This is a genomic window from Nonomuraea sp. LPB2021202275-12-8, assembly GCF_037044575.1.
Taxonomy (GTDB): domain Bacteria; phylum Actinomycetota; class Actinomycetes; order Streptosporangiales; family Streptosporangiaceae; genus Nonomuraea.
The window spans coordinates 19,624-35,736 of record NZ_JBAHWD010000049.1; the positions used below are offsets into that span (position 1 = coordinate 19,624).

Here is a 16,113-nt window from a genome sequence, read left to right on the forward strand (position 1 = left end):
AGGTCAGGTGCCGTCGATCAGGCGGATGGCGATCGCCGGGCTGAACGGGCCGGCGGGCGTGCTCGGGGCGATGCCGCAGGGGCCGTCGGAGTCGCCGGGGATCTTCACCCACAGCAGCATCTCGGTGCCGTTGTCACCGCCGAGCTGGGCGGTCGTGCCGAGCTTGCGGCCGGCCGGGTTGCACCACTCGCCGTTGGAGCCGTTGCCGTTGCGGCTGGTGTCGATCACCCACTTCGCGCCACCGCCGAGCGAGGCGTTGACCGAGGAGGCGTAGGTGGCCGACTGGCCGGTCGGATAGTAGTTGGAGACGTTCACCGCGAAGCCGCGGATGTTGCCGACTCCCGCGTTCCGCAGCCGCGTCGCCATCGTGCCGGCGGCGACCCAGCCGGCGTTCCCGGCGTCGTCCATGCAGGCGAAGTCGCCGAGGGAGTCGGGCTCGATGACGACGACCGCCGGGCGGTCGCCGATGCCGGAGGCGAGCTCGGAGATCCACGTCCTGTACTCCGCCTCGCTCCCGGCCCCGCCGCCGGAGTGCCCGCCGCAGGCGTCACGGCCGGGGATGTTGTACGCCACCAGGACGGGGAGTTTGTCGGCGGAGTCCGCGGCGGCGACGTACCAGGAAGCGGCCGCGCCGACGTCGCCGCCCCGAGGCGTCGCACGAGAGCGTGTACGACCTGCCTTATCACAGAGATAGCCAGATTTCGTGACAACTTACGGAAAACTCCTCATGCGGCGCGTGCCCGCAGCAGCAGCCCGCCGCCCAGGAGTGCCGCGGTGGCCCATGCGGCCAGCACGCCCAGGCCGGCCCATGGGCTGAGGGGCAGGCCGGACAGCTGGGTGGTCGCCTGGATGGCGAGCCCGGCGTTCATCGGAGAGATCTGCCACAGGAACCTGGCGAGGTCCGCGTCGGGAGTCATGAGGATGACGGCCGGGAAGAGATAGAGCAGACCGAGCACGACCCCGACGGCGGTCGCGGAGTCCCGCACGGCGGCGGCGATGCCCAGGCTGAGCAGGGCGATCAGCGCGAGGTAGAGCACCGAGCCGGCGGCGGCGCGCAGCATCGGCCCGCCGGTGAGGGCCAGCGTCTCGGGGGTGAAGCCGTTGTCCAGCAGGATGCGCCGCCCGGCCAGCGCGGAGCCGAGCACGGCGACGCCCCCCGCGGCCAGCGTCAGCCCGGTGAGGACGACGGCCTTGGCGGCCAGAACGGTGATCCGTCCGGGCATCGCCGTCAGGGTGGTGCGGATCATGCCGGTGCCGAACTCACCGCTGATCGCCAGCACGGCCAGGACGGCGACGACGGCCTGGCCCGCCTGGACGCCGAAGAGGCTGATCCTGGCGGGGTCGTAGCCGCAGCCGGCCGATGCGCACGACACGAGGGCGGCTGCCGCGACGCTCACCGCGACGGTCAGCGCGACGAGGGCGAGCAAGAGCCCGCCCGTGCCCGGCAGCGTGCGCAGCTTCGTCCATTCCGCGTGCAGATACGGTTTCACGCGTCCCTCCGGCGCAACTGGAGAACGGCCAGGCCCAGGGCGAGCGCGGCGTATCCGGCCAGCACGGCGAAGCCCGCCCACGGCGCCAGCGGGTGGTAACCGGCGACCGGCGCGTAGTGGCCGAGCACGTGGGCGTACTCGGGAATGCTCTGCTGGATCGCGAATCCGGCGGCCGGGGTGACGCGCAGCAGCCATTGCGCCGCGGTCTCGGGCAGGACGGAGGTCGTCGCGAGGACGTACGGGACCACGATCATCGCGACGGCGGTGATGACCGCCCAGACGCCGCGCCGGAACAGGGCTCCGAGGGCGACGGCGAGCACCGCGGCGAGGGCGAGCAGCGCCGCCGTGCCGGCGATGACACGCACCTCGGTGAGCCAGGACACCGGAAGGACGTGATTGCCGTTGGCGCGCAGGATCCGGACACCGAACGTGACCGTGGGCACGCTGGCGGCGAGTCCGGCGACGAAGGTGACCGCGGCGATCGTGAGGGCCTTGGCCGTCAGCATCCACCCGCGGCTCGGTGAGGCGATCAGAGTGGTGCGGATGAGCCCACGCCGGTATTCAGCGGTGACGAACATGACCGCCACCACGATCAGCACGACCAATCCGACCAACACACCCGTGAGAGTGCGCTCGATGCTCTGACCGTCGGTGGACGGCGCGATGTCGCCGACCCCGGTGACGCTGAACGTGCCGCCGGACTCGTTGGCGCGCCCCGGGTGGTGGAAGGTCCCGTCGGGCCCTTTCGTCACACCTATGTCGTCGTTGCGCCAGGGGCCGCCGGACGTCTCGCCTTCCAGGCCGACGCGGTCGAAGACGGCTGTGGCCTCGGTGAAGCGCACGGCCGCGATGGACCCGCCGAGATCTGCCCGCGTCACCGTCAGATCTCCCGGCGAAGCGGCGAACAGCCCGATCTCCACCGTCGCCGGCAGCCCGGAAAGGTGAGCGGTGCCGACCTTGGCCCAGTTCGTGCCGTCGGCGGACTCGTACCCGGTGAGGGTGTCACCGGAGCGGGTCAGCCGCAGCCAGCGCGGGAAGTCCTTCGACACGCCGCCCGGCCGACCGGCCGCATCGTGGGTGAAGTCGTGCTGCATCCGCACGCCGTGCGCGCCGGTGACCATCACCGCCGCGTAGGCCGACCCCTGCTTCGTGCTCTGCTTGACCATGACGCCGGCCTTCGCCCACGGCACGAGCCCCGCGACGACGTTCCGGACCCCGGGGGTGACGTCGGGCTTGCGGATCTGGCCGGTCATGGAGGTGATCCGGGCGGTGATGGCCCCGTTCCCGGCCAGCGACCGGTGCACGAAGTAGAGCCTGTCCTCCACGGCTTCGCCGCCCGGCCCCACGGGAATCGCGGGACAGGCGGTCTCGACGGGACCGGCACTGCACGAGGTATGGCTGCCTGAGGCGGACGACAGGCCGAGCAGCACGATGACCAGCGCTCCCGCCACCATGGCGATCACCCAGCCGCGTACCGTCCTGAACTTGGTCCACTCGGCACGCAGCAGCCGGGCCCGGCTCATCGCGCCGCCCCGCGGAATTCGACCGCGTCCCTGGTGATGTCGAGGTACGCCTCCTCCAGCGTCGCGCGGTGGGCCGCCACTTCGGAGAACGGCACCGCGGCGGCGCTGAGCAGGGCCACGACGCGCTCGGCCGGCAGCCCCGAGACGATGAGCGTGTCGCGCTCGGTGACGGTGACGGCGGCGCCGGCGGGGGTCAGCACCGACGTCGCGCGCTCCCGTGCCGTCGTGTGCAGCGTCACCCGGTCGCCCGAGGCGGCGGCGAGCATGGCCGCCACGCTGGTGTCGGCGATCACCCTGCCGCGGCCGACCACCACGAGATGGTCGGCGACGTCCTGCAGCTCGCTCATGAGATGGCTGGAGACCAGCACGGCGCGTCCTTCGGCGGCCAGCGAGCGCAGGAAGCCGCGGATCCACACGATGCCCTCCGGGTCGAGCCCGTTGACCGGCTCGTCCAGCATGAGCACCGCGGGGTCGCCGAGCAGCGCCGCGGCGATCCCCAGCCGCTGACGCATGCCGAGCGAGAAGCCGCCCGCCTTCCGGCGGGCCACCGACGACAGCCCGACCTGCTCGATCACCTCGTCCACCCGCCCGGCGCCCAGGCCCTGGGAGTGGGCCAGCCACAGCAGATGGTTGCGCGCGCTGCGGCTCGGCTGCAGCGCGGCCGCGTCCAGCAGCGCGCCGACGTGGCACAGAGGGGTGCGCAGACTGGTGTACGACCGCCCGCCGACGAGCGCATGACCCTCGTCGGCCGCGTCCAGGCCGAGGATCACCCGCATGGTGGTGGACTTCCCCGAGCCGTTGGGCCCGACGAACCCGGTGACCCGTCCCGGCTCGACGGTGAAGGACATGCCGTCCAGCGCCAGGGTCCGGCCGAACCGCTTGCGCAGTCCGGACACTTCGATGGTTGCTTGCATGCGTCCGGTTGTACGGACACGGCTCTAACACGGGCCGAACGGAGGCTGTCACATCGCTGTTAGGTCCGGCACGGCATCCTGGAGGCCAGTAGGGACCGGGGAGAGGAACCATGAGGATGCCGCGACGCCGTGCGCCATCGATCCGCACCGTACGGTGGCGCTTCACCGTCCTGTACGGCGGCATGCTCCTCGCGTCCGCGGTCGGGCTGCTGATCATCACCAACCTCATCGGCATGAGCGGGACACGGGTCACCGAGAGCGTGCCTCTGGGGAACCCGCCGAACCCGCCGATGCGGCCGCAGGTCGCTCAGGAGCTCATCGCCGGGCTCCGTGCCCAGCTGGTGGAGGCGCAGGCGGCCCAGTCACGCCAGTTCCTCATCGGCTCCGCGGTCGCGCTCGCCATCGTGGCCGTGCTCTCCCCCCTCCTGGGCCGCGTCATGGCGGGACGGGTGCTGCGCCCGCTGCGGACGATCACCGTGGCGACCCGCCGGATCTCCGCCGACAACCTGCACGAGCGACTGGCCGTGCCGGGCCCCGCCGACGAGGTGAAGGACCTCGCCGACACCATCGACGACCTGCTGGAACGCCTGGCGGGCTCCTTCGCCGCGCAGCGCCGGTTCATCGCCGACGCCTCCCACGAGCTGCGCACCCCGCTGGCGACCATGCGCGCCTCCCTGGACGTGGCCATCGCCAAACCGGACCCCGTGCCGGCGCAGACCGTCGCCCTGGCCGACCGGCTCCGCACCGAGCTCGACCAGATCGACCGGCTCCTGGAGGGCTTCCTTGCGCTCGCCCGTGCCCAGCACGGCGCCCTGGTCGACCGGCGGACGGTCTCGCTCGGCCGGCTGGCGTCGGCCGCCCTGGACGCCAGAGCCGCCGACATCGCCGGCAAGCACCTCACCGTCCACGACGGCGACCTCCGCGACGACGCCCGGACGCGGGGAAGCGGGACATTGCTCTCCCGGATGGTCGACAACGTGATCGACAACGCGATCGTCCACAACCACGACCGCGGCTGGATCCGGATCACCGCCACGGCCGACGCCGAGACGGCGCTGCTCGTCGTGGAGACCGGCGGGGGTGTTCTCGACCAGGCGAAGGTCGCGCGGCTGGGCCGGCCGTTCCAACGGCTCGGCGCGGACCGGACCGGCTCCGACACCGGCTCCGGGCTGGGACTGTCGATCGTCGCCGCCATCGCCACCGCCCACGGCGGCAGCCTGGACCTGGATGCCCGGCCGGAGGGCGGCCTCCGGGTCGCCGTCTCGCTTCCCCTGGCGGCCTCTCAGGAGAGGATGCCGGTGTGAGGGTGCTGGTGGTGGAGGACGCGCGCTCCCTGGCCGCCGTCCTGGCCGAAGGCCTGCGCGACCAGGGCATGGCCGTGGACGTGGCGCACGACGGCCTGGAGGCCGCGGCCAAGCTCGACCTCAATCCGTACGACGTGGTCGTGCTCGACCGAGACGTGCCGGGAATCCACGGCGACACCCTCTGCCGGATGATCACCGAACGCGACCACCGGGTGATGGTCCTGATGCTGACCGCGGCCGGCACGCCCGGCGACCGGGTCAGCGGCCTGGCCCTGGGCGCCGACGACTACCTCGCCAAGCCCTTCCACTTCCCCGAGCTCATCCTGCGCATCCACGCCCTGGCCCGCAGGCAGCCCGCCGCCCGCCCGCGCACCCTGCGCGCGGCAGGCATCGAACTCGACCCCGTACGCCGCGTCGCCACCCGCGACAACCGTCACCTCAACCTGTCGGTCAAGGAATTCGCCCTCCTCGAAGCCCTCCTGCGTGCCACCCCCGCCTTCCTCAGCACGGAGGACCTCCTCGAACAGGTCTGGGACGAGTACGCCGACCCTCTCACCAACACGGTCACCGTCACCATCAGCCGGCTACGCCGCAAGCTCGGCGCCCCCGACATCATCACCACCACCCCCGGCATCGGCTACCGCATCACCGGCTAGCCTCAGCCGAGAGCGTCGAGCAGCTCACGCTCGCGCCGGGCGCTGAGGCCCGCGCGTCTTGCCCGGTCCAGCCCCTGCTCGCGCTCCCAGAGCAGCGTGTCGGTCAGCAGCTCCGCCCGGGGCCGGTGACGGAGCCCCGCGCCGCGCGCCGCACCCCCGTTGCGGGCCGACCAGCCCTCCCAGCCCGGCTCGACCAGCCACATCGGCAGCGACTCGGCCCCCATGTACTCGGCCACGCCGTTGGCGAGCAGCCATGCCGAGTCGGCGGTGACCACCGGACCGGTGTGCCCGCCGACGGCGCGGGACAGCTCGATCCACTCCCCGAGCGGCACGGCCGGACCGACAGCGTCGTAGGTGCCGACGCCCCCGGTCTCCGCGGTGTCGAGCAGCCAGGCGCTGAGGTCCCGCACGTCGACTGCCTGGGTCGACCTGGCCGGCGCATCGGGAACCAGCATCGGCCCCTGCGGATCACGTGCGGCACGGGCCACCCAGTAGCCGGAACGTCCACTGTCATCGCCCGGACCGCCGATGAGACCGGCGCGCGCGATGAGGAGGCGGTCCCCCACGACAGCCGTCGAAGCCTGCTCGCAGGCGACCTTCGCCTCGCCGTACAGCTCGTGGTCGACCTCGCTCCTGTCGGTCGGAGCGAGCAGGGCCGCGGACTCGTCCGCGTCCGGGGTGGCATGGGAGGCGTAGGCGTTGACGGAGGAGACATAGGTCCAGTGCCCGGCCCTGCCGCCCAGCGCGTCGAGCGCCTCACGAACGAAGCCCGGCTGCCACGACACCTCGACGACCGCGTCCCAGTCGCGGTCGAGCAGTGGTGCGTACGCCGAAGGATCGCGCCGGTCGGCGGCCACCAGCGTCGCTCCGTCCGCGACCTCTCCACTCTCGCCGCGAGCGAGGCACGTCACCCGGTGACCGCGCTCAAGCGCCTGCCGCGACACCTCCCGGCCCACCCATGCCGTCCCGCCCAGAACCAAGATCTCCATGCCGACACCCAAGCACCCGCGTACCACGGGCGCCCAGACGGATTCACTCACAGCGGAGCCCATTCGCTGACAGCGGACCCGATGCCTACGCCGTCCGCCGACGGGCCCGTAGTCCCGCGATCAGCAGCACCACGGCGCTCCCGTAACCGAACACCGGCAGCAGCCGCCACAGCAGCCACGGAAGCCTTCCCTCCCAGCCCGCGCAGCCGACAACCATGACGTACGAGAGCGCGATGAACACCCAGTCAAGCGCGACCGCCATCGCAGATAGCGCCGGCTCACACGGGACCCCCCGCATCAGGGCGACGCCCAGCCGCGTGCCGAGGCGACGGATTCGCCTGTGACCGATGCGCCCGCTGCGGAGAGTATGAGGCCCGATCTGCGACTTGAGCAAGATCTTGACCGTCTGTGGATCACATGAGATATTCCGATCGATCTTGGTGTGCCTGGCGACCGCGTCCGGCACCTACGCCTCTCCCTCGCAGCGCAAAGCCCGCGCCCGGGCTCCACTCGGCATGCCCTTCTCCCCCCTCGCGGAAGGCAACGAAATGCAAGTGCGTGCACCCAACGGACAGAGTCTCACCGTCGACACCCCACAGCCCTTCATCGGCGGCTGGGCCTATCTCATCTGGGCGCACGGCCCCACCGGCGGCATCCGCTTCCAGGTCACCCCGGCCGGGTCCGCCGAGCTCGTCGCCAAGCAGCTGGGCGACTGGCCCCGCTACACCGTGCGTGAGGCGCAGTGGAACGGCGGCCGGATGCTGTCGCTCGAGGACCCGGAGAACGGCGGGACCAACATGGTGTGGGTGGGACCGCACAACGAGGTCGCCACCTTCTTCAACGGCACGGGTGTCCCGTTCGAAAACTTCATGGACATCTTGGCCAAGTTCGACATTCGGGACACGCCGGAGGGGCTGACCATGTTGCCCCGGGCGGGATCGAACCTGACGCTCGGCAACCTGCTTGCGGTCAACACCATCGACCAGGTCTGCAACGTCCAGGTCAAGCCGATCGCGGACGCCTCGGAGGCGATCCCGCGCTCCACCGGCAAGCGCGTGCGCGGCGGCTCGATGTGGCGCGTCGACGAGCGGAACGAGGCCGGCGCCGTGCAGACCCGCTCGGCCTTCATGGTCAACGACACCGCCGCGACCACCGTCGTCGCCGCCCGCCCGGACGACGCGCGCTTCATCAGCGTCGTGGAGTCCATCTCATGCAGGCTGAGCTAGCGCGATGAGGGCGTTCCTTGACTCGCTGGCGGTTCTGTCCTTCCTGGGGACGGTGCTGCTGCTCTTCGCCTTCGCTTCACTGCTGAACATGGTCCGCGAGCTGCAGGGCAAGCTGCTCACCGCGCAGGCGGCCGCACCGGCGGCACCGGCCGTCAGGACGGTGGCCAGGTTCGGTTCCGACGACGGCCTGCCCACCTTCGTCCTGGTCGTGTCCGAGCACTGCCCCAACTGCCGGGAGCGTGCCCAGCACCTCTCCGCCGTGGCCGAAGCCGGTCTGCCCTGGCACGCCGTGCTGCTGGCCTCCGCCGACCGTTGCGCCGAATGGGCGGCGGACAGCCACGTCCTGCCCGTCATCGACGCCGCCCTGGTCGGCACCCTCGCCGTCGGCGCGACCCCGTCGCTGATCAGGTACTCCGCCGACGGTACGGAGGAATGGCGCCGGGTCGTCGGTTCCGACGACGACCTCGACGCCTACCTCGCCGTCAGCCCCTCAGAGAGGTCAAACGCATGACAGTCGATGTGGACCGCTACTGGGCCGAGGTGCCCTCCGTGGAAGACGAGCCGGACAGCGGCGAGCGCCGCCGCCCGACGTGGACGGCTCCCTCCCGCCGAACCGTCTTCAAGACCATGGGCGTGCTGGGTGGCGCCCTGGCCCTGAACGTGCTGTCCGCCCTGCCCGGCAGGAACAACAGCGCCCACGCGGTCGTGGGCAACGAATACACCAACTGCGCCGGCTATGACAGCTCCACCGGTTACAACAACAACACCAAGATCTGCATCGGCGCCCCTTACTCCAGGAGCTACTGCGGCGGCGACGGCTGGTTCCTGCGTTCCTCCGGCACCTGCTACAACAGCTACGCGATCAAGGCGTGCGGCGCCGGCAGCCTGACCGACCGGAACGCCTGGCGCTGGACGCACAGCGGCACCCGTTACCGCTGCGCCGACGGACACGTCGCCACCTGCGGCGGTACCACCTTCTACATCTGCTCCTGGTCCAACCCCTGATCACCCGATGAGCGACTCTTTCGCCGCCACCCGGGTCGCGCTCGGCATCATGCTGAGCACGGCCCTGGTGGTGGCCGCCCACCATCTGTGGACCCCGTCGTTCACCCTGCTGGCCTGGACGCTGATGGGGGTGACCGCCGGGTTCTCGCTGTCCGGCTCCGTTTGAAGCCTCAACTCAGCGGACCTGCTGACCTCGTCGGTCTGGCGAGGCAAGTTGCCGGTGTTCAGCATCGGACTCATGCTCGGCGCGCTCCTGGCCGGGCTCATCACGGGGGCGCTCGGCGGACTGGCCTCGATCATCCCTGAAGTGGCGCGTCTGTGGACGCTCGCCTCGATCACCGCCGTCATCATGGTCTTCGAACTGGCTGGGCGGCCGCTGTCGCTGCCACAGAACCGCCGGCTCGTGCCGCAGGACGTCATCCCTCGCGCCGGCTTCTCCGGGCCGCTGCAGTTCGGCTTCGAGATGGGCACGGGTGTACGGACCTTCACCCCGACCGCGCTGCCGCAGCTGCTCGTCCTGGTCATCGTGCTGGCCGGAGGACTCGGCCCCGGCCTGCTGGCTGGGCTGGGCTTCGGCGTGGGCCGGACGCTCATGCCTCTCTCCCGCGCGCTCAGTGGCGCCCCGCGCCAGTGGGACACGAAGTTGCTGGCCTCGACGGCATGGGTGGGACGCCTGTGCGCCACCGGGTTCCTGCTGTCGCTTGCGCTCCTTTGGACATAGATGACCGTCTTCGACATGCTGCCCGCCAGCTTCGCCCTCGCGGGCGCCGTGCTGCTGGTGGTCGCCGCGGTGCGCCGCGGCGACCTGACCTCGGTGATCAGGGCACACGATCTGCTTCCCGCCTACCTGGTACGGCTCGCGCCGCTGGCCGCCCCCGCCGAGGGTTTGGCAGGCGCCGCCGTGCTGGCCGGTTGGCTGGCCGGAGAAGCCCGGCTGCTGCGGTTCGCCGCCGCGGCCGTGGCGCTCTGGTATCTGGCGCTGGCCGCCTATCTGGCTGTGCTGCTGCGGCGCAGGGGCGGGGTGCCGTGCGGATGCCTGGACGAGACCAGTCCGGCCTCGGCCGCGAAGGTCGGCCGTGCCGTACTGCTGGCTCTGGCGACGGCACCGCTCGTCGCAGGCTGGCCGCCCGTACCTGCCGAGCCGGGCGCCCGGCTGCTCGCCTGCGGGCTGGGCGCCTTCGTGGCGGGGGTCCTGATCACCGCCGGGAAGGTGGCCGATCTTCGGGGAACCTCCGCGGCCGGCGGGCGGTAATCAGGATGACGGGCGCCCCGGAGGACCAGACATGAACCGCACGATCGTGACGCTCATGGCGCTGCTCTACGCCGCCTGTGGCACAGCGGCGCCGGAGCGGGCCGGCCCCGCCTCGCTCCTCCTGGAGCCGGGCCAGCTGAACGACGGCCGCACGTGGACGGTCGCGGCCACCGGGCACGGAACCTGGCGCGACCTGGACGCGGGCCTGGTGCCCTGCGGAAAGCGGGTCATCGCGCCGATGGAGGCCGCGACCCGGTGGCGCTCCTTCACGGCGACAGATGGGACCACGACGACGCAGGTCGTGGTGAGCGGGGTGGACGCCATGGAGGCGTTCAAGTTCTTCTATGCGGAATGCGGCGCCATCGGCAGCGTCGACTCGGTGCCCGGGCCCAAGAACGTCGCACGCCACGACGGCGAGGTGGAGGTGGCCACGATGTCGAAGGACAGGTTCGTCGTGCTCGGCGGCACCGCCTCCCACACGCAGCTCCAACTGTTCGCGGAGACCGCCCGCACCCACCTGGACGCAATCGGTCGCCCGCATCACTGAGACGGTGGCGACGGTGGCGACGGTGGTGCGCTGGGGGCGCACACGGTCGCGACGAAGCTCTCCAGGATGCGCGCGGACACCGGGTGCGCGACGTTCTGAAGGGCGCCCAGGGCCGCCCGATGGGCGTCACGGCAGGCGGTCACGGCCAGGTCCAGGGCCGCCGATCGGGCGCCGGGGGCACCGGCGAGGAGGTCGCCGGTGATCTCCGGCAGCATGTCGGGGATGGCCGAGAGCCGCCCGGTGAGCATGGCGGGCAGTGTGACGTCCAGCCGGGTCCGCTCGCCGCGCACCGCCAGGACCTCTTCGGCGTGCAGGAAGGCATGTCCGCTGTGGTTGCCGAAGTCCCGCAGCGCGCGGACGGTCTCGGGTGATGCTCCGCCGAGCTGCGCCCCGATGCGGGAGGGGAACTCCATCAACGCGGCGAACACCTCCCCGGCCCGCGACCGCCCGGCCGGGTCGATCCTGGTGGCCCGGAGCGCGGCGAGCTCGCCCAGCCAGTCCGCGAAAGACCACGACACCTCCGGAGCCGAGGCCGCCACCAGCCGTGATGCCTGCGCGAGGAGGAAGTCACCGGCCAGCACGGTGCTGGCGACGGCCCAGTCCACCCTCCTGCCCGGCGCCGCACGCGGGGGCATCGGGCCGAGGAAGGCCAGCGCCCCGAGAGTGGCGAGCTCGATCGCGGCGGCGAGGGTGGCGAAGGCGGGGTCGGGCGGCCTTCCGCCGGCCAGCAGGGCGGCGAAGAACGGCGCGGCGGGGCGCAGCCGCTGGTGCGGGGAGTGCTCTCCGGCGATCAGCAGGCGAGCGATGAACGGCCACTCCCTGCGGACGGTGTTGACGGCGACCTCGTCGCAGGCGAGCAGGAACGGTCCGAGGAGCGCCACGTCAGGGGCGGGCAGCGGCATCAGGTCGGCGGCCGTCAGCCCGGAGAACCCGTCCGGCGTCAGCACGGCCCGCCGGACCTTGGCCGAGACGGGCCGCTCGTCGTCGGCCGTGGCCACGAGGACCCGCCAGGCCAGATGGTAGCGGCGGGCGGCGTGCGTCACCGTCTCGAAGTATCCGACGAACGTCGCGGACAACCGGCGCGTGTACGCTCGGCCGGCCGCGTCCGGGTCGTCCGGATGGGCGGCGATGGCGCGGGCGGCCAGCAAGGCGCTCTGCACGGCGTAGCTGAGCCCTTCGCCGGTGAAGGGGTTGACCAGTCCGGCCGCGTCGCCGACCAGGAGCCGCCCGTCGAGGACGCTGTGCTCGGGGGCGAAACCGCTGTTGAGGACTCCGGTGACCGGCGGACCGGCGGGGGCGGCCCCGGCGAAGCGCTCATCCCCCTCGGCGAGGACGGCCCGGGCGGTTTCGAGGAGTTCGTCGGGGTCGGCGGCGCCGAGCCTGGAGGCGCCGATCGTGCAGGTGCCCTCCCGGGCTCCCGGCACCGCCCACACGCACGTCGGCCGCTCGGCCGGGTCGATGGTGCGCGGCGCGGGCAGGGCCAGCACGATCGACGCGGTCAGGTTCACCCCGCTGTACGGTTGCGCGCACAGCAGGCCGGCGGCGTGTGGCGTTCCGTCTGAAGGAGCCCCGGTCGCGACCACGAGGTGGCGTGCCGAAACGGTGGTGTCGCCGGTGGAGGCTTGCCAGGCGCCTTCCCGCCGTTCCGGATCCGTTACCGTGCCCGGCAGCCAGGTCGCTCCGGCCGCGATGGCGATCCGGCGGAGTCCGTCGACCAGGCGGCGCCGGTCGCACGCGGCGTTCACGGCCTCGGGCAGCACATGTCCGCCGCCCTGCCCCAACCGCAGCTCGACGGTGTCGACGACGCGGGCGGCGACCTCCTCCAGCGCGCCGAGGGATGCCAGGCCGCGCATGGCCGCGCCGCTGAGCACGACTTCGTAGTCCACCTCCCCGGCCTCCTCTCCGGCGAGCACGACGCGCAGGCCGTGCCGGGCCAGCTCGGCGGCGGTGATCGCGCCGGCCGGTCCCGCGCCGACGATCAGCACGTCGGCTGCGAGCGCAGTCACGAGCGGGCCGGAAGAAGCGAGGCGGCGAGCGCGGCCAAGTGGTCGCGGGGCCCGCCGGCGGGCAGCTCGTCCAGGGCGGCGAGCGCCTGGTCGTGCCAGTCGGCGGCCAGCCGCGCCGCGGCCTCCAGCCCGCCACGGGCCTCGACGAGGGAGTAGACCTCAGGCATGTCGCGGGTGCCGAACGACGGCGACAGCAGCAGCGTGGCGAGTTCTCCGCCGCTGTCGGCTCGCAGCGCGTACAGGGTGGGGGCGCCGAACAGGCCCAGCGCGTGATCGGTGCCGACCGGCTTGCCCGAGTGGTTCGGGCGCAGGTCCAGGCAGTCGTCGAGGATCTGGAACGTGACGCCGAGCGCCGCGCCGAACCGGACGAGCGCGTCCGCCACCCCCGGGTCGGACCGGACCTCCGCGGCGCCGAGCAGGCAGCAGAGCCGGAACAGCTCGGCGGTCTTGCTCTGCACGAGCTCCAGATAGGCGGGCATGGGGAAGGCGGTGTCGAAGGCACGCTCGACGTCGAGCAGCTCTCCGTAGGCGAGCCTGGCGACGGCCGTGCTCACGGCCCCGGCGACGCCCTCTCCGAGGTCGGCGGCCTCCGTGCCCACCAGCGCGAAGCAGGCCAGCCCGGCGAGCATGGCCTGTTCGGTGCCGACGGCCGTGTGCGCGGCCGGCGCTCCCCGGCGGGTCTCCGCCTCGTCGATGACGTCGTCATGCAGGAGCGAGGCCAGGTGGATCAGCTCCACCAGGGCGCCCAGGCGTACCAGCCGGCCGGGGTCGGCCGTACCGAAGCCCGCGCCGGCGGCCAGCAGCCGCGGCCGGACGAACTTGCCCGGCCCGGCGACGAGCGTGCGCACCGGAGCCCGGACCGGCTCCGGCAGGCCATCGGCCAGCCGGAGGAGCCGGTCGGTCACCTGGGAGGTGAGATCGGGCACCGCACCGGGTGGTACGGGATCACTGACAGTGGTCGTCATCGCGGTAGTTCGATGGGGCCGTTCGTCTCGATGGTGGGCACCTTGGCGATCTCGTCGTAGACGAGCCGGTACAGGTCGTGGCCGTTCATGTAGTCCAGGACCTGTCGGCGGTTCATGCCCAGGGTGGGCAGCAGCGCGTTCTGAAGGAGGGTGTAGGCGAGCTGGGCCTCCGGCGGCGTCAGCACCGACTGGGCCAGGCCGTAGATGACGAAGGCCGCGTCGTCGAGGTTCTCCTGCGTGACGACGGCGGTCGAGTTCGGGTCGGCCAGGACCGTGGCCATGAAGTCGTGGTACTTCTCGTAGTACTGCGAGGCGTAGGAGAGCTCCGACCCCGAGGCATGCTTTCCCTCCAGGCGGTCGATCACCGACTGCTGGTTGATGTAGGGGATGCGGATCAGGAGCCTGCCGAGCAGGCTCTGGGCGAGGAAGTTGTCCCGGAGGTCGTCCGCGAGGTCGTTGTCCCCGGTCAGCGGCAGGCCGTAATAACTCCCGACGCTCCCGAGGAGCGGACACGAACTCTGATTCTCGGGCTCGACCAGCGTGTCGCCGTCGCCGCCGTGGAACACCGCCGACCCCGAGTCGCCGGCGAGGCCGAAGCGATCGGTGAGGGCGAGATCGGAGTAGAGGACCATCCCGAGGGGGGTCAAGATGACCGACTCGACGCCGATGGCGGTGATCATGCTGGAGGTGTAGCCCGAGGTCCTGCCCACCTTCTCGATGTTCATGAACGGCTCGGGGGTCTTCACCGCCTCAGGAGGAGCGGCCACCACCCTGCCGTCCGGGGCGGAAACGGCGGGCACCACGTTGAGAGCGGTGAGCGCGAGGTCCATCCTGGTGATCACGCCGGTCCCGTGGTCGTCACCGCCGGTGAAGATGCCGACGGCCGGGTGCTTGACCCCCAGCGGTGGCATGCGGTCGAGAGCGGGCTGCAGGGACAGGTTCATCTGGTCGACGAGCTGGGCGATGGCGGCGTCGATCTTCGTCCCGGCCGTGGTGATGGGAACCCAGCGCTTCAGCGTGGCGATGGTGTCCTTCGCCACCGTCCCGCCGTCGGCGATCCCCGGCTGGATGATCTTCTCGCCTTTGACGCCCTTCCCCATGCGGGCCATCACGTGGTTGTTGGACAGCAGACACACCGTGCCGTCCGTCTTGTCGAGGACGAACAGCCCGAGCGTCCCCGCGGCATCGCCGTCCAGGGGGTTGGAGATGCTGCAGCCCGGCCGGGGCGGCCGCATGCGTCCCTTGACCCCTTCCACGACCGCCGACGTCACCTCCCGCGCGGGATCGGTGACGCGGTCCATGCGGAACGGGCCGGCCTCGATCACGTCGATCTCGCAGAGGCTCCCGTCCACCTCGACGGTTCTCGGCAGCAGGCGGCGGTTGGACACGAGCGCCTCTGGGCGCTTCTTGGCGACCAGGACCACGACCACGGGCTCATCGGTCCACTGCCCGTCGCGGCGGCGGAAGCCGATGCCGGCCCCGGTGACGTTGGGATCGGCGCCGAAACTGTCGAGGATCTTCCGCTTGCCCCGGTGCAGCCGGACCTCGGTGTCCTGGTTGAACTTCATCGTGTCTCCAAGGGCCGCAGGGCGCTGGGCTGCATGCCGCGGTCGTGCAGGTGAGCCAGTCCGCCGATCCACACGGTCGCGGGGCTGTCGGAGGCGGGGTCGAGGTGGCGGGAGACGGTGGCCGCGCCCAGGGCGGCCACCGCGATCAGGGCCTGCCGCTCAGCGGGCGCCGCGGTGGCGGCGGCCCGGCCGATGCCCGCGAGCAGCGCCGGACGTGGCACGGCCAGGAGTCCCTGGGAGATCAGCAGGTCCGCCCCGGTGCGAACCGTCGCCAGCCGGGCCGGTTGCAGCCTGACCTCGGCGTTCCGCAGCCGGGAGGCGGTGACACGGCTGCCCGCCGTGCCGCGCTCGCCGAAGCTCGGGACCTCGATCGGGTAACTCGCTCCGGCCTTGGCCACCTGCAGCACCATCTCCCGCTGCTGGGGCGACAGCGCCTCGGCGGCGGCGGCGGACGCGGGCAGGGCCATGCCGATGATCAGGGTGGAGCCTGCCGCGCCCGACGCGCGGAGCATGGCCCGCCGTGTCACAGGGGCCGGTCGAGGGGGTTGGTCGCGCATCAGCCGCTGTCTCTTTCCTGGCGGTACGTGGAACGAAGGCGTCGTGCCTTGATCATCGGGAAGGTATCGTGATCGCAATTTTTGATCAAGAGATATCAACAACCGACTTGT

At 71.8% G+C, this 16,113-nt stretch carries 18 protein-coding genes and 1 pseudogene; 9 read left to right on the top strand and 10 right to left on the bottom strand.

Features of this window, described 5'->3' with window-relative positions; all coding sequences use genetic code 11:
- Positions 1-3 precede the first annotated feature (3 nt).
- From V5E28_RS44945 to V5E28_RS44960, 4 genes and pseudogenes are all read right to left on the bottom strand, one after another.
- Positions 4-603, bottom strand: a pseudogene (locus V5E28_RS44945) (glycoside hydrolase family 6 protein); the annotation flags it as partial.
- A gap of 122 nt (positions 604-725) precedes the next feature.
- Positions 726-1,490, bottom strand: a complete 765-nt coding sequence (locus V5E28_RS44950) for an ABC transporter permease (protein ID WP_336216330.1) — start codon at positions 1,488-1,490, stop codon at positions 726-728.
- Positions 1,487-3,013, bottom strand: a complete 1,527-nt coding sequence (locus V5E28_RS44955; protein ID WP_336216331.1) for an ABC transporter permease subunit — start codon at positions 3,011-3,013, stop codon at positions 1,487-1,489. The genes V5E28_RS44950 and V5E28_RS44955 overlap by 4 nt, the downstream gene beginning before the upstream one ends.
- The gene (locus V5E28_RS44960) at positions 3,010-3,927 is read right to left on the bottom strand and encodes an ATP-binding cassette domain-containing protein (RefSeq protein ID WP_336216332.1); all 918 of its coding nucleotides are present in this window, start codon (positions 3,925-3,927) and stop codon (positions 3,010-3,012) included. The genes V5E28_RS44955 and V5E28_RS44960 overlap by 4 nt, the downstream gene beginning before the upstream one ends.
- A 110-nt stretch (positions 3,928-4,037) precedes the next feature.
- Between V5E28_RS44960 and V5E28_RS44965 the strand changes: the two genes are divergently transcribed.
- A complete protein-coding gene (locus V5E28_RS44965) occupies positions 4,038-5,231 on the top strand; it encodes a sensor histidine kinase (protein WP_336216333.1) in 1,194 nt (397 codons plus the stop codon).
- A complete protein-coding gene (locus V5E28_RS44970; RefSeq protein WP_336216336.1) occupies positions 5,228-5,887 on the top strand; it encodes a response regulator transcription factor in 660 nt (219 codons plus the stop codon). The genes V5E28_RS44965 and V5E28_RS44970 overlap by 4 nt, the downstream gene beginning before the upstream one ends.
- Positions 5,888-5,889: 2 nt before the next feature.
- On the opposite strand, the gene V5E28_RS44975 is transcribed toward V5E28_RS44970, so the two are convergent.
- Both V5E28_RS44975 and V5E28_RS44980 read right to left on the bottom strand, forming a co-directional pair.
- Positions 5,890-6,876 (bottom strand): NAD-dependent epimerase/dehydratase family protein, encoded by a 987-nt coding sequence (locus V5E28_RS44975; RefSeq protein ID WP_336216338.1) that lies wholly within the window; start codon positions 6,874-6,876, stop codon positions 5,890-5,892.
- Positions 6,877-6,961: 85 nt separating this feature from the next.
- Positions 6,962-7,138, bottom strand: coding sequence for a hypothetical protein (locus V5E28_RS44980; protein ID WP_336216339.1), 177 nt, complete (start codon positions 7,136-7,138; stop codon positions 6,962-6,964).
- 292 nt (positions 7,139-7,430) lie between these two features.
- On the opposite strand from V5E28_RS44980, the gene V5E28_RS44985 reads away from it, so the two are divergent.
- The 7 genes from V5E28_RS44985 to V5E28_RS45015 all read left to right on the top strand — a co-directional run bounded on the left by V5E28_RS44985 (position 7,431) and on the right by V5E28_RS45015 (position 10,906).
- A complete protein-coding gene (locus V5E28_RS44985) occupies positions 7,431-8,102 on the top strand; it encodes a hypothetical protein (protein ID WP_336216341.1) in 672 nt (223 codons plus the stop codon).
- 4 nt (positions 8,103-8,106) lie between these two features.
- Complete coding sequence (locus V5E28_RS44990; protein WP_336216343.1) at positions 8,107-8,613, top strand: hypothetical protein; 507 nt, start codon at positions 8,107-8,109, stop codon at positions 8,611-8,613.
- Positions 8,610-9,107, top strand: coding sequence for a hypothetical protein (locus tag V5E28_RS44995; RefSeq protein ID WP_336216344.1), 498 nt, complete (start codon positions 8,610-8,612; stop codon positions 9,105-9,107). The genes V5E28_RS44990 and V5E28_RS44995 overlap by 4 nt, the downstream gene beginning before the upstream one ends.
- A 7-nt stretch (positions 9,108-9,114) precedes the next feature.
- Complete coding sequence (locus V5E28_RS45000) at positions 9,115-9,273, top strand: hypothetical protein (RefSeq protein WP_336216345.1); 159 nt, start codon at positions 9,115-9,117, stop codon at positions 9,271-9,273.
- A gap of 72 nt (positions 9,274-9,345) precedes the next feature.
- Positions 9,346-9,828 (top strand): hypothetical protein, encoded by a 483-nt coding sequence (locus V5E28_RS45005; RefSeq protein WP_336216347.1) that lies wholly within the window; start codon positions 9,346-9,348, stop codon positions 9,826-9,828.
- Complete coding sequence (locus tag V5E28_RS45010; RefSeq protein ID WP_336216348.1) at positions 9,829-10,359, top strand: MauE/DoxX family redox-associated membrane protein; 531 nt, start codon at positions 9,829-9,831, stop codon at positions 10,357-10,359.
- A gap of 31 nt (positions 10,360-10,390) precedes the next feature.
- Complete coding sequence (locus V5E28_RS45015; RefSeq protein WP_336216350.1) at positions 10,391-10,906, top strand: hypothetical protein; 516 nt, start codon at positions 10,391-10,393, stop codon at positions 10,904-10,906.
- Here V5E28_RS45015 and V5E28_RS45020 read toward each other — a convergent pair.
- The 4 genes from V5E28_RS45020 to V5E28_RS45035 are packed head-to-tail and all read right to left on the bottom strand — an operon-like array spanning position 10,900 to position 15,957.
- Positions 10,900-12,912: an FAD-dependent oxidoreductase gene (locus V5E28_RS45020; RefSeq protein WP_336216351.1), complete on the bottom strand. Its 2,013-nt coding sequence runs from the start codon at positions 12,910-12,912 to the stop codon at positions 10,900-10,902. The two genes, V5E28_RS45015 and V5E28_RS45020, sit on opposite strands and share 7 nt — an antisense overlap.
- Positions 12,909-13,877, bottom strand: a complete 969-nt coding sequence (locus V5E28_RS45025) for a polyprenyl synthetase family protein (RefSeq protein WP_336216352.1) — start codon at positions 13,875-13,877, stop codon at positions 12,909-12,911. The genes V5E28_RS45020 and V5E28_RS45025 overlap by 4 nt, the downstream gene beginning before the upstream one ends.
- Positions 13,874-15,445 (bottom strand): hypothetical protein, encoded by a 1,572-nt coding sequence (locus V5E28_RS45030; protein ID WP_336216354.1) that lies wholly within the window; start codon positions 15,443-15,445, stop codon positions 13,874-13,876. Before V5E28_RS45030 ends, V5E28_RS45025 begins: the two co-directional genes overlap by 4 nt.
- A complete protein-coding gene (locus V5E28_RS45035; protein ID WP_336216355.1) occupies positions 15,442-15,957 on the bottom strand; it encodes a hypothetical protein in 516 nt (171 codons plus the stop codon). Before V5E28_RS45035 ends, V5E28_RS45030 begins: the two co-directional genes overlap by 4 nt.
- Between the last annotated feature and the right edge of the window lie 156 nt (positions 15,958-16,113).

Bases quoted from the DNA above. Each gene is read 5' to 3' on its own strand.
- V5E28_RS45030 (WP_336216354.1), bottom strand. From the start codon at position 15,445: ATGAAGTTCAACCAGGACACCGAGGTCCGGCTGCACCGGGGCAAGCGG.
- V5E28_RS44990 (WP_336216343.1), top strand. From the start codon at position 8,107: ATGAGGGCGTTCCTTGACTCGCTGGCGGTTCTGTCCTTCCTGGGGACG.
- V5E28_RS45005 (WP_336216347.1), top strand. From the start codon at position 9,346: ATGCTCGGCGCGCTCCTGGCCGGGCTCATCACGGGGGCGCTCGGCGGA.
- V5E28_RS45015 (WP_336216350.1), top strand. From the start codon at position 10,391: ATGAACCGCACGATCGTGACGCTCATGGCGCTGCTCTACGCCGCCTGT.
- V5E28_RS44975 (WP_336216338.1), bottom strand. From the start codon at position 6,876: ATGGAGATCTTGGTTCTGGGCGGGACGGCATGGGTGGGCCGGGAGGTG.
- V5E28_RS44955 (WP_336216331.1), bottom strand. From the start codon at position 3,013: ATGAGCCGGGCCCGGCTGCTGCGTGCCGAGTGGACCAAGTTCAGGACG.
- V5E28_RS45025 (WP_336216352.1), bottom strand. From the start codon at position 13,877: ATGACGACCACTGTCAGTGATCCCGTACCACCCGGTGCGGTGCCCGAT.
- V5E28_RS44980 (WP_336216339.1), bottom strand. From the start codon at position 7,138: ATGGCGGTCGCGCTTGACTGGGTGTTCATCGCGCTCTCGTACGTCATG.
- V5E28_RS45035 (WP_336216355.1), bottom strand. From the start codon at position 15,957: ATGCTCCGCGCGTCGGGCGCGGCAGGCTCCACCCTGATCATCGGCATG.
- V5E28_RS44965 (WP_336216333.1), top strand. From the start codon at position 4,038: ATGAGGATGCCGCGACGCCGTGCGCCATCGATCCGCACCGTACGGTGG.
- V5E28_RS45010 (WP_336216348.1), top strand. From the start codon at position 9,829: ATGACCGTCTTCGACATGCTGCCCGCCAGCTTCGCCCTCGCGGGCGCC.
- V5E28_RS45000 (WP_336216345.1), top strand. From the start codon at position 9,115: ATGAGCGACTCTTTCGCCGCCACCCGGGTCGCGCTCGGCATCATGCTG.
- V5E28_RS44960 (WP_336216332.1), bottom strand. From the start codon at position 3,927: ATGCAAGCAACCATCGAAGTGTCCGGACTGCGCAAGCGGTTCGGCCGG.
- V5E28_RS44995 (WP_336216344.1), top strand. From the start codon at position 8,610: ATGACAGTCGATGTGGACCGCTACTGGGCCGAGGTGCCCTCCGTGGAA.